This window comes from Duganella sp. Leaf126 (assembly GCF_001423125.1).
In the GTDB taxonomy this organism is placed as follows: domain Bacteria; phylum Pseudomonadota; class Gammaproteobacteria; order Burkholderiales; family Burkholderiaceae_D; genus Rugamonas.
Map to the genome: position 1 here is coordinate 82,467 of NZ_LMNW01000036.1, position 12,541 is coordinate 95,007.

Genomic DNA, 12,541 nt, shown 5'->3' on the forward strand with positions numbered 1-12,541 from the left:
TAATATCGCCTGTTGCCGTATTTGAACCATCCTAGAACAACAATGCGACCCATGGATTTTACCCGCGACGACGCTTCCGAAGTAAAAGCTGCTCCTGCCGCGCCGGCAGCGCCGGCCGTCCCTGCACGTTTGACGCCGCCAGCGAATCAACTCTCGTACGCTGTCGCCACGTGGTTGCAGCGGGTGGACGCGGCAGCGCATCCGAAGGCCAAGCTCACGCCGCCGCCGGTCGATGCCGACCCCAAGCAGACCCAGTACCGCCTGATCTATGTGCTCGCGCCCACCAGCGGCGGCCGTCACGTGGCGCTGTGCCTGTACAAGGCGCGCTTGCGCTCGAACGGCGACGTGGCGGCCGCCACGCCGGTCAGCGAAATCTTTTCGCTGCTGTCGGCGCCGCCCAATTTCCTGGTGCCCGGCGACGAAGACCTGGTGCGCTTTTTCGTGGCGATGCGCAGCGGCCAGAATTCGCAGACCGGCTCGGCCACCGAGCCGCGCGGCAAGATCGGCGCGGCGCTGCTGCAGATGCTGGCCGAGCAGGACAAGCTGTTGTGGGCCAATTCCTGGGCCGACGTCGGCAACGGCCTGGTCTATCCATTGAAGGGCGGCGTGCTGCGCGAAGCCAACCTGGCGTGGCGCGAAGAGGGCAAGGGATTGCGCCTGGGCTGGGCCGTGCAGCCGGCGCCGGGCGCCCGCCATGCGGGCCAGGCCGGCGCCGACCAGGTCGATTACATGCTGCCCACCGATCCGCCGTGGTATATCGACAACCTGTCCTGCGGCGTGCTGCAGCTGAACCAGGGCGGCACCGAGATTCCGCTGGCCGACCTGCAGGCGCTGGTGGCGCAGGCGCCGCTGCTGACCAACCATGAAAAAATGCGCGTCTCGCAACTGCTGCTGGCCCACGGCCTGCAGCAGCTGATGCCGCTGCCGCAGCCGCTGCCGCAGCGCCTGCGCGACGACGTCAAGCCGCGTCCTGTGCTCACGCTCGACGCTGCCATGCTGGCCGACGGTTCGCTGCAGCGCTGGCACGATTTTGCCGTGCTCTCGTTCGACTACGACGGCGAGCGCGTGTCGTTCGACCCGTCGCAGCGCGTGGTGCGCCAGAAGGGTGACGTCACCGAGATCATCGAGCGCGACCAGGCGGCCGAAGCGGCGGCGCTGGCCATGCTGACCGACCGCGCGTTTACCGCGCCCACCACGCTGCCGCTCAGCAGCCTCAAGGGTGGTTTGCTGTTGCCCGACCAGGCCGAGTGGATACGCTTTGCGCGCGACGGCCTGGCCGAACTGAACGCAGCGGGCTGGAAGCTGGAAAAGACTGCCAAGTACCGCTACGACCTGCGCGACGTCGGCGACTGGTACGCCGACGTCACGCCCGACGAGGCCGATGGCGGCCGGACCTGGTTCAACCTCGAACTGGGCATCCTGGTGGACCAGGAACGGGTGCCGCTGCTGCCGGTGCTGGTGCAGCTGATCCGCAGCGCACCGAACGATTTTACGCCCAAGGCCATCGCCCACCACGGCGACGACGACCAGATGCTGGCCACGCTGCCGGACGGCGCCCGGGTGGCGCTGCCGTGGGCGCGCATCAAGCCCATCCTGGGCACGCTCGGCGAGTTGTATTTCAACGACAAGATCAAGACCTCGCTGCGCATGGCCACGCTCGATGCGGCACGGCTCGATGAGCTGGCCCGCAACGTCGAGATGGCGTGGACCGGCGGCGACGCGTTGCGCGAGATGGGCGCGCGCCTGAACCAGTTCGGCGCCGTCAAGCGCATCGCCACCCCGGCCGGCCTGCGCGCCACGCTGCGCGACTACCAGACCGACGGCCTGTCGTGGATGCAGTTCCTGCGCGAATACAATTTCGGCGGCATCCTGGCCGACGACATGGGCCTCGGCAAAACCGTGCAGACGCTGGCCCACATCCTGGTGGAAAAGGAAGCAGGGCGCCTGACCGCGCCGGCGCTGGTGATCGCCCCGACCAGCCTGATGGGCAACTGGCAGGAAGAGGCGGCCCGCTTCGCGCCCGACCTGAAAGTGCTGCTGTTGCAGGGCAAGGACCGGATGGCGCAATTCGACCAGATCGAGGGGGCCGACCTGGTGCTGACCACCTACGCGCTGCTGCCGCGCGACGAGGAAAAGCTGCGCGAGCATGATTTCCACCTGGTCATCCTGGACGAATCGCACTACATCAAGAATACCCGCAGCAAGGCCGCCCAGAGTGCCGGCCTGCTGCGCGCGCGCCACCGCCTGTGCCTGTCCGGCACGCCGCTGGAAAACCACCTGGGCGAACTGTGGTCGCAATTCCACTTCCTGCTGCCGGGCCTGCTCGGCGACGAGAAGGGCTTCAATACCGTGTTCCGCCATCCGATCGAGCGCCAGGACGATCCGCTGCGCCGCTCGCTGCTGAACCGCCGCATCAAGCCCTTCCTGCTGCGCCGGACCAAGGACAACGTGGCCAAGGAACTGCCGCCGAAAACCGAGATGGTGCGCCGCGTGGAACTGACCGGCGCCCAGCGCGACCTGTACGAAACCGTGCGCCTGGCGATGGACCAGAAAGTACGCGACGAAATCGACCGCAAGGGCGTGGCGCGCAGCCAGATCGTGATCCTCGAAGCGCTGCTCAAGCTGCGCCAGGTCTGCTGCGATCCGCGCCTGGTGAAGTCGCTGTCGTCGAAGAAGCAGGCGGCCGGCTCGGCCAAGCTCACCGACCTGATGCAGATGGTCGAGGATCTGCTCGAAGAAAAGCGCAAGATCCTGGTCTTCTCGCAATTTACCAGCATGCTGGAACTGATCGAGCAGGAACTCGAGGCGCGCGACATCCCGTACGCCTTGCTCACCGGCGACACCAAGGACCGCAGCGCGCAGGTGGCGGCGTTCCAGCAGGGCGCCGTGCCGATTTTCCTGATCAGCCTGAAGGCTGGCGGCGTCGGACTGAACCTGACGGCAGCCGACACCGTGATCCACTACGATCCGTGGTGGAACCCGGCCGCGGAAAACCAGGCCACCGACCGTGCCTGGCGCATCGGCCAGGACAAGCCGGTATTCGTGTATAAACTGATCGCCAAGGGCACGCTCGAGGAAAAGATCCAGATCCTGCAACAGAAGAAATCGGACCTGGCGCAATCGATCCTGGCAGAAGGGGAGTCGCAAAAAATGGCACTCACGCAAGAAGACCTGCAACAGATCTTCGCGCCGCTGGTCGAGTAAGCATGGCCACCGTCGCTCAGCTGGAACAAGCACTGCGCGCGTCGCAACAGGAGGCGGCGCGCTATCGCCAGCTGCTCGACCACAGCGGCGAAGTGAGCTGGATGATCGATTGCGCCAGCGGCGAACTCACCTGGCTGAGCCAGGCCGCCCTGAGCCAGTTCGGCTATACGCTGGAGACGGCGCGGCCGCTGGCCTGGGACCTGGCGCAGGAACTGGCGCCCCGGCTCGAACGCTACGAGTCTGGCGACCTCAGCCGCCGTCGCGTGCTGCGCGAAATCGAGCTGCCCCACGCGGACGGCCACCCGGTACCGGTGGCCATCGAATCGACGCTGATGCTCGATGCCGACGGCGTGCCGGTCTCGGTGCTGGGCGTGGTGCGCGACCTGCGCGAGCGGCGCGCACTGGCCGACCAGCAGAAAAAGTTCGCGTCGATGCTCTCGCACGAATTCCGCACGCCGCTGTCCACCATCGACGGCGCCGTGCAGCGGCTGGAAATGACCGGCACCCACCACGACGAAGGCACGCGCAAGCGCTACCGCAAGATCCAGACCGCGGTCGATCGCATGCTGGCCATGCTCGACGAGTACCTGTCGCCCGAGCGCATGGCCAGCATTGGCCGCGCCCGCCAACCGGACGAGATTTCTCCGGCCAACCTGCTCGAGTCGGTTGCCGACGCCGCGCGCGCCCGCCGCGCCCGGGTGGACCTGCATATCGGGGCGCTGCCGCAATGGATGCGCTGCGACCCGGCCGGGATCCGCCTGTGCCTGGACATCCTGATCGATAACGCCATCAAGTACACGCCGGCCGATACGCCCTTGGCCTTGAGCGGCAGGATGGCGCCCGAGGGCGGCGTCGAATTCCTGGTGGGCGACCAGGGCGCCGGGGTGCCCGAGGCCGAACTGGACACGATCTTCGGGCGCGGCACGCGCGGCGCCAATGCCGCCGGCGTGGCCGGCTCCGGTCTGGGCCTGTACATGGCGCGTTCGATTGCCGATGTCCATGGCGGTACCGTCAGTGTGCGAAATGTTTCTGAAAGCGGCGCGGAATTCCGGATTTGGTTGCCGGCAGCCGCCAAGCCCGGGAAAAGCCTTGCGCGAGTGGGTAGCAACAGTGATAATTCCTCAGATACAGGCTGAAACAACGCAGCACACTGGGCAGTTTGTCCGTAAAACATCGAATGGCGCATCAATGACGCAAATACTGATCGTGGAAGACAATCTGGACTACGCCGAGGAAATGGCGGATTTCTTGACTGAACTTCAGCACGAAGTGCACATCACGAATAACGCCAGCGATATGTGGACCGCGCTAAGCCATGGCAACGTGGGCGTGGTGGTCCTGGACCTCGGTCTGCCCGACGAAGACGGTTTCAACGTCATCCCGCGCATGCGCCAGCTGTACCCGCAGATCGGCTTGCTGGTGCTGACTGGCCGCGTGGCCTTCGACAACCGCATCCTCGGTCTGCGCCTGGGCGCCGACCATTATCTGACCAAGCCGATCAAGTTCCCGGAACTGGCCGCCCACATCGAGGCGCTGGACCGCCGCGTAGGACCGCAGGAAACGGCGCCGGCGCCAAGCAAGTGGACCTTGCGCGTCAGCGCCCGCCAGCTGGAACTGCAGGGCACGGCCATCACGCTGACGGAAAAGGAATGCAATTTCCTGCACCTGCTGACGATTAACACCCGCCCCGTGCCGCGCCAGGTGATCGTGGCCGGCATCGGCGGCGACGATCCCGATGCCGGACGCCGGGTGGACATGCTGGTGTACCGCCTGCGCAAGAAGGCCCGCACCGGTCTCGGCCAGGATCTGCCGCTGCGCAGCGCCTATGGCGAAGGCTACAGCCTGTCGGCCAGCTTCAACCTGTCCTGATTGTCGCGCCCGGCGCCATGCCCGGCGTGGCGGGGCGCATTACCCTGCATCGATTATGGCCCGCCTGCCCCGTCTCATCGTTCCCCACCAGCCCCATCACGTGATCCAGACCGGCAATAACGGGCAGGCGGTGTTCCACGACGACGACGATTATCTGGCCTTTCTCGGCTGGCTGCGCGCCGCGGCCAAGACCTACAAGGTGCAGATCCACGCCTATGTGCTGATGCCCAACCACCTGCACCTGCTGGTCACGCCTGCCGACGAAGACGGCCTGGGCCAGATGATGCAGTGGGTCGGCCGCTATTACGTGCCTTACTTTAACCAGAAATACGGCCGCAGCGGCACCTTGTGGAACGGCCGCTACAAAACCTCGCTGGTTGACGCCGACGCCTATTTCATGTTGTGCAGCCGTTACATCGAATCGAACCCGGTGCGCAGCAGCCTGGTCGCCCGTCCGCAAGATTACCGCTGGTCCAGCTACTGTCACCACGCCGGCATCCGCCCGGACGGGCTGATCGTCGACCATCCGAAGTTCTGGGCGCTGGGCAATACGCCATTCGACCGCGAGGCTGCTTACGTGGCGCTGTTCGATACCGTGCTGGGCAACGAGGACCTGGCCCGCATCGGCAACGCCCTGCTCAAGGGCTGGCCGCTAGGCTCGGACCAGTTCAAGGCCGCGCTACAGAATCAGGTCAAGCGGCGCGTACTGCCTGCCAAGCGCGGGCGCCCAGCCAAGATCAAGCAAGAAAACGCATAAAAACCGCCGCAGCGCCGCAGTAAATTCAGTCGCTGCGGTTTTTTTCGGACGCCATCTACTCTGTCCCCAATTTAAAATTTTAAGAATATTTAATAATTTAATTCGACTCCGACCCTAATTATTGTCATTGTTTTTTGTATGGGATTGTTCTACTCTCGATGCTCATCGCCAAATCTGCCAGTGGAGAGTTCTCATGCAAGCCCAAGGTCTGTACGATCCGTCCAATGAACATGACGCCTGCGGCGTCGGCTTCGTCGCCCACATCAAGGGTAACAAGAGCCACGCCATCGTCGAGCAGGGCTTGATGATTCTGAAAAACATCGACCACCGCGGCGCGGTCGGGGCCGACCCGCTGATGGGCGACGGCGCCGGCATCCTGATCCAGATCCCGGACCAGTACTACCGCGACGAGATGGCCAAGCAGGGCGTGGAATTGCCGCCACCGGGCGAGTACGGCGTCGGCATGGTGTTCCTGCCCAAGGAAAACGCCTCGCGCATCGCCTGCGAGCAGGAAATCGAGCGCGCCGTGCGCGCCGAGGGCCAGGTGCTGCTGGGCTGGCGCAACGTGCCGGTCGATATCGACATGCCGATGTCGCCCACCGTGCGCGACAAGGAACCGGTGATCCGCCAGATCTTCATCGGCCGTGGCGCCGACATCATGGTCACCGACGCGCTCGAGCGCAAACTGTATGTGATCCGCAAGTCGTCGGGCCACGCGATCCAGGCGCTGAACCTGATCCACGGCAAGGAATTCTTTGTTACCTCGATGTCGGCCCGCACCATCGTCTACAAGGGCCTGTTGCTGGCCGACCAGGTCGGCGTCTACTACAAGGACTTGCAGGATGCGCGCTGCGTGTCGGCGCTGGCGCTGGTGCACCAGCGCTTCTCCACCAATACCTTCCCCGAGTGGCCGCTGGCCCACCCGTACCGCCTGATCGCCCACAACGGCGAGATCAACACCGTCAAGGGCAACTTCAACTGGATGCGCGCGCGCGAAGGCGTGATGAAGTCGGCCGTGCTCGGCGATGATCTGAAAAAGCTGTTCCCCTTGATTTACGAAGGCCAGTCCGACACCGCCTGCTTCGACAATGCGCTCGAACTGCTGCTGATGGCCGGCTACCCGCTGGCCCAGGCAATGATGATGATGATCCCGGAGGCGTGGGAAAATCATGGCACGATGGACGACAATCGCCGCGCGTTCTACGAATATCACGCCGCCATGATGGAGCCGTGGGACGGCCCGGCAGCCATGGCCTTCACCGACGGCCGCTACATCGGCGGCACGCTCGACCGCAACGGCCTGCGGCCGGCGCGCTACATCGTCACCGACGACGACCTGGTGGTGATGGCGTCGGAATCGGGCGTGCTGCCGATCCCGGAATCGAAGATCATCCAGAAATGGCGCCTGCAGCCGGGCAAGATGTTCCTGATCGACCTCGAAGCGGGCCGCATCATCGACGACAAGGAGCTCAAGGACACCTACGCCAACGCCAAGCCGTACAAGGCGTGGATCAACGCCGTGCGCATCAAGCTCAACGAGATCAAGCTCAGCGAGAGCCAGCTGGCGCACAACCGCGCCAAGTACGGCGCCGGCACCACCGTGACCGCCGCCCCGGCCCAGGGCGAAAAAGCCGTGCCGTCGCTGCTCGACCGCCAGCAGGCATTCGGCTACACCCAGGAAGACCTGAAATTCCTGATGGCGCCGATGGCTGCGGCAGGCGAAGAAGCGACCGGCTCGATGGGCAACGATTCGCCGCTGGCCGTGATGTCCAACAAGCTCAAGCCGCTGTATAACTACTTCAAGCAGCTGTTCGCGCAGGTGACCAATCCGCCGATCGACCCGATCCGCGAAGCGATGGTGATGTCGCTGGTGTCGTTCATCGGCCCCAAGCCGAACCTGCTCGACACCAACAACGTCAACCCGCCGATGCGCCTCGAGGTGTCGCAGCCGATCCTCGGCTTCGACGACATGGAGCGCCTGCGCAATATCAGCCTGCACACGGGCGGCAAGTTCAAGTCGTACGAGCTCGGCATCTGCTACCCGCTGGCCTGGGGCAAGGAAGGCGTGGAAGCCTGCCTGGCCTCGCTGTGCGCGGAAGCGGTGGACGCCGTCAAATCGGGCCACAACATCCTGGTCGTCTCCGACCGCAGCATCGGCCCCGACCGCGTGGCCATTCCGGCGCTGCTGGCCACGTCCACCATCCACCAGCACCTGGTGAGCAAGGGCTTGCGCGCCTCCACCGGCCTGGTGGTGGAAACCGGCTCGGCCCGCGAGACCCACCACTTCGCGCTGCTGGCCGGCTACGGCGCCGAAGCGATCCACCCGTACCTGGCGATGGAAACCCTGATCGACCTGGCGCACGGCATGCCGGGCGATTTGTCGGGCGAAAAAGCGATCTACAACTTCACCAAGGCGGTCGGCAAGGGCTTGATGAAGGTGATGTCGAAGATGGGCATCTCGACCTATATGTCGTACTGCGGCGCCCAGATCTTCGAAGCGGTCGGCCTGAACAAGTCGCTGGTGGACAAGTACTTCAAGGGCACTTCGTCGAAGGTCGAGGGGATCGGCGTGTTCGAGGTGGCCGAGGAAGCGCTGCGCCTGCACGCGGCCGCCTTCGGCAGCGATCCGGTCCTGGCCAACAACCTCGACGCCGGCGGCGAATACGCGTTCCGCGTGCGCGGCGAAGACCACCTGTGGACGCCGGACGCGATCGCCAAGCTGCAGCACTCGACGCGCGCCAACAATTTTTCCAGCTACAAGGAATATGCGCAGATCATCAACGACCAGAGCCGCCGTCACCTGACGCTGCGCGGCATGTTCGAATTCAAGATCGACCCGAGCAAGGCGATCGCGCTCGAGGAAGTAGAGCCGGCCAAGGAAATCGTCAAGCGCTTTGCCACCGGCGCCATGTCGATGGGGTCGATCTCGACCGAAGCGCACGCCACGCTGGCCGTGGCCATGAACCGCATCGGCGGCAAATCGAACACGGGCGAAGGCGGCGAGGATCCGTCGCGCTACGTGCAGGAATTCAAGGGCATCAAGATCAAGCAGGGCGAGACCATGGCCTCGGTCATGGGCCAGGAACAGATGGTGGTCGATATCGCGTTGCAGGAAGGCGACTCGCTGCGCTCGCGCATCAAGCAGGTGGCCTCGGGCCGCTTCGGCGTCACGGCCGCCTACCTGAATTCGGCCGACCAGATCCAGATCAAGATGGCGCAGGGCGCCAAGCCGGGCGAAGGCGGCCAGCTGCCCGGCCATAAGGTGTCGGAATACATCGCCACGCTGCGCTTCTCGGTGCCGGGCGTGGGCCTGATTTCGCCGCCGCCGCACCACGACATCTATTCGATCGAAGACCTGGCGCAGCTGATCCACGACCTGAAAAACGCCAACCCGCGCGCCTCGATCTCGGTCAAGCTGGTGTCGGAAGTCGGTATCGGCACCGTCGCTGCCGGCGTCACCAAGGCCAAGGCCGACCACGTGGTGGTGGCCGGCCATGACGGCGGCACCGGCGCCTCGCCGCTGTCGTCGGTCAAGCACGCCGGCACGCCGTGGGAACTGGGCCTGGCCGAAACCCAGCAGACGCTGGTGCTCAACGGCCTGCGCTCGCGCATCCGCGTCCAGGCCGACGGCCAGATGCGCACCGGCCGCGACGTGGTGATCGCCGCCATGCTGGGCGCCGACGAGATCGGCTTTGCCACGGCGCCGCTGGTGGTCGAGGGCTGCATCATGATGCGCAAGTGCCACCTGAACACCTGCCCGGTTGGCGTGGCGACGCAAGACCCGGTGCTGCGCGCCAAGTTCTCGGGCAAGCCCGAGTACGTGGTCAACTATTTCTTCTTCGTGGCCGAAGAAGCGCGCCAGCTGATGGCGCAGCTCGGCATCCGCACGTACGACGAACTGATCGGCCGGGTCGACCTGCTCGACAAGTCGAAAGCGATCTCGCACTGGAAAGCCAAGGGCCTCGATTTCTCCAACATCTTCCACCAGCCCGACGTGCAGAGCGGCCAGGCCATCTACCACACGATGGACCAGGACCACGGCCTCGACAAGGCGCTCGACCTGAAGCTGATCGCGCAAGCGAAAGGCGCGCTGGAGAAGGGTGAGCGCGTGTCGTTCATCTCGCCGGTGCGCAATGTCAACCGCACGGTCGGCACCATGCTGTCGGGTGAAGTGGCCCAGCGCTACGGCCACGCCGGTCTGCCCGACGACACCATCCATATCCAGCTGCAGGGCACGGCCGGCCAGTCGGCCTGCGCCTTCCTGGCGCACGGCATCACGATCGACCTGGTGGGCGAGGGCAACGACTACGTCGGCAAGGGCCTGTCGGGCGGTCGCATCATCGTGCGGCCGAATACCGAGTTCCGCGGCTGGGCCGTCAACAACATCATCGTCGGGAATACCGTGCTGTACGGCGCCATCAGCGGCGAAGCGTTCTTCAACGGCGTGGCCGGCGAGCGCTTCGCGGTGCGCAACTCGGGCGCCACGGCAATCGTCGAAGGCACGGGCGACCACGGTTGCGAATACATGACCGGCGGCACCGTGGTGGTGCTGGGCGCCACCGGCCGCAACTTCGCGGCAGGCATGTCGGGCGGTATCGCCTACGTGTACGACCCGGACGGCGACTTCGCTTCGCGCTGCAACACGGCGATGGTCACGCTCGAGCGCGTGCTGAGCACCAAGGACCAGGCCGCCGACAGCGCCACCTTCCACGTGCTGAACAAGGACCTCGGACGCGAGTCGGACGAGGCCATCCTGAAACGCCTGATCGAGCGCCACTTCAAGCACACGGGCAGCACCCGCGCGCGCCTGTTGCTCGACAACTGGGCCGACAGCCGCGGCAAGTTCGTCAAGGTCTTCCCGAGCGAATACAAGCGCGTGCTGGCCGAGATGGCCGAAGACAAGGCCAACGACGCGGCGGTGGTGCAGCCGGTGGCGGCATAACGATCCAGCAGCCCAAGGTCCGTCATGCCCGCCTGCGCGGCAGTGACGGCGCGGCGATCCGCAGCGACGGTTGTGGACAGCCTCGGTTCAGCTAATAACTAAAGGATTTAATCGTGGGTAAAATCACCGGTTTCATGGAATTCCAGCGTCAGGAAGAAGGCTATCTGCCCCCTGCCACGCGGCTGAAAAACTACGCCGAATTCGTCATCCCCCTGACGAACGAGCAAGCCAAGGTGCAGGGCGCGCGCTGCATGGATTGCGGCATCCCGTTCTGCAACAATGGCTGCCCGGTCAACAACATCATCCCCGACTGGAACGACCTCGTTTATCGCGGCAACTACCGCGAGGCGCTCGACACGCTGCACTCGACCAACAACTTCCCCGAGTTCACCGGCCGTATCTGCCCGGCGCCGTGCGAGGCCGCCTGTACCCTGGGCATCAGCGAAGACCCGGTCGGCATCAAGTCGATCGAACACAAGATCATCGACGAAGGCTGGGAACACGGCTGGGTAGTGCCGCAGCCTGCGGCCCGGCAGACCGGCAAGAAGGTGGCCGTGGTCGGTTCCGGTCCTGCCGGCCTGGCGGCGGCCCAGCAGCTGGCGCGCGCCGGCCACGCGGTGACCGTGTTTGAAAAGTCGGACCGCATCGGCGGCCTGCTGCGTTACGGCATCCCGGACTTCAAGATGGAAAAGTCGCACATCGACCGCCGCATCGAGCAGATGAAAGCCGAAGGCGTCGTGTTCCGCACCAGCGTGTTGATCGGCAAGGATTTCCCGGCCAACGTCAACAACTGGGCCAAGGAAACCATCTTCCCCGAAGACCTGGAAAAAGAGTTCGATGCCGTGGTCCTGGCCGGCGGCGCCGAGCAGCCGCGCGACCTGCCGGTGCCGGGCCGCGAGCTGAAGGGCGTGCACTTCGCGATGGACTTCCTGCCGCAGCAAAACAAGGTCAATGCCGGCGACAAGGTCAAGGACCAGATCAAGGCGGCCGGCAAGCACGTGGTGGTGATCGGCGGCGGCGATACCGGTTCCGACTGCGTCGGTACCTCGAACCGCCAGGGCGCCGCCTCGGTCACCCAGTTCGAACTGATGCCGATGCCGCCCGAACAGGAAAACAAGCCGCTGGTATGGCCGTACTGGCCGACCAAGCTGCGCACCTCGTCGTCGCACGACGAAGGCTGCGAGCGCGACTGGGCAGTGGCCACCAAGCGCCTGGAAGGCAAGGGCGGCAAGCTGGAAAAACTGGTGGCGTGCCGCGTCGAATGGAAAGACGGCAAGATGGTCGAAGTGCCGAACTCGGAATTCGAGATGAAGGCCGACCTGGTGTTCCTGGCCATGGGTTTCGTCTCGCCGGTGGCCAGCATCCTCGACGCCTTCGGGGTCGACAAGGATGGCCGCGGCAACGCCAAGGCCACCACCGATGGCGAAGGCTGCTACAAAACCTCGGCTGCCAAGGTGTTTGCTGCCGGCGACGTGCGGCGCGGCCAGTCGCTGGTGGTGTGGGCGATCCGCGAAGGACGCCAGTGCGCACGCGCGGTCGATGAATTCCTGATGGGCAGCTCGGAACTGCCGCGCTGAACCGCGACACCCTGTCGCCAGACCCGGGAACGGGCGGGCCACGCCCGCGCGGCCCGGGTTTTTTGTCGCTTGAGCGCATGCCGAACGTGTAACAAATCGCGCTTGCTGTAAATTGCTGACTTTGTGTTCAGTAGTACTGTATTATCTGCGATACATCATTGGTCACTTTGCCACGCACGCAGGTGCTTTCAG

At 64.8% G+C, this 12,541-nt stretch carries 6 protein-coding genes; all 6 read left to right on the top strand.

All coding sequences use genetic code 11. From position 1 onward, the window contains the following. Nucleotides 1-51: 51 nt before the first annotated feature. Entirely contained in the window at nt 52-3,204 is a 3,153-nt protein-coding gene (locus tag ASF61_RS21795; protein WP_056160866.1) for a DEAD/DEAH box helicase, read from the top strand. Nucleotides 3,205-3,206: 2 nt separating this feature from the next. Then, nucleotides 3,207-4,340, top strand: coding sequence for a PAS domain-containing sensor histidine kinase (locus tag ASF61_RS21800; RefSeq protein ID WP_056160869.1), 1,134 nt, complete (start codon nt 3,207-3,209; stop codon nt 4,338-4,340). Nucleotides 4,341-4,392: 52 nt separating this feature from the next. Further along, nucleotides 4,393-5,073, top strand: coding sequence for a response regulator transcription factor (locus ASF61_RS21805; protein ID WP_056160870.1), 681 nt, complete (start codon nt 4,393-4,395; stop codon nt 5,071-5,073). Nucleotides 5,074-5,128: 55 nt separating this feature from the next. Next, nucleotides 5,129-5,830 (top strand): transposase, encoded by a 702-nt coding sequence (locus ASF61_RS21810; RefSeq protein ID WP_056160872.1) that lies wholly within the window; start codon nt 5,129-5,131, stop codon nt 5,828-5,830. Between the two features lie 193 nt (nt 5,831-6,023). Further along, nucleotides 6,024-10,772 carry a glutamate synthase-related protein gene (locus ASF61_RS21815; RefSeq protein ID WP_056160874.1) on the top strand — a complete coding sequence of 1,583 codons (4,749 nt, stop codon included), beginning with the start codon at nt 6,024-6,026 and terminating at the stop codon, nt 10,770-10,772. 113 nt (nt 10,773-10,885) lie between these two features. Beyond that, nucleotides 10,886-12,349, top strand: coding sequence for a glutamate synthase subunit beta (locus ASF61_RS21820; RefSeq protein WP_056160876.1), 1,464 nt, complete (start codon nt 10,886-10,888; stop codon nt 12,347-12,349). Nucleotides 12,350-12,541: the final 192 nt, after the last annotated feature.

Bases quoted from the DNA above. Each gene is read 5' to 3' on its own strand.
- ASF61_RS21815 (WP_056160874.1), top strand. From the start codon at position 6,024: ATGCAAGCCCAAGGTCTGTACGATCCGTCCAATGAACATGACGCCTGC.
- ASF61_RS21795 (WP_056160866.1), top strand. From the start codon at position 52: ATGGATTTTACCCGCGACGACGCTTCCGAAGTAAAAGCTGCTCCTGCC.
- ASF61_RS21805 (WP_056160870.1), top strand. From the start codon at position 4,393: ATGACGCAAATACTGATCGTGGAAGACAATCTGGACTACGCCGAGGAA.
- ASF61_RS21810 (WP_056160872.1), top strand. From the start codon at position 5,129: ATGGCCCGCCTGCCCCGTCTCATCGTTCCCCACCAGCCCCATCACGTG.
- ASF61_RS21800 (WP_056160869.1), top strand. From the start codon at position 3,207: ATGGCCACCGTCGCTCAGCTGGAACAAGCACTGCGCGCGTCGCAACAG.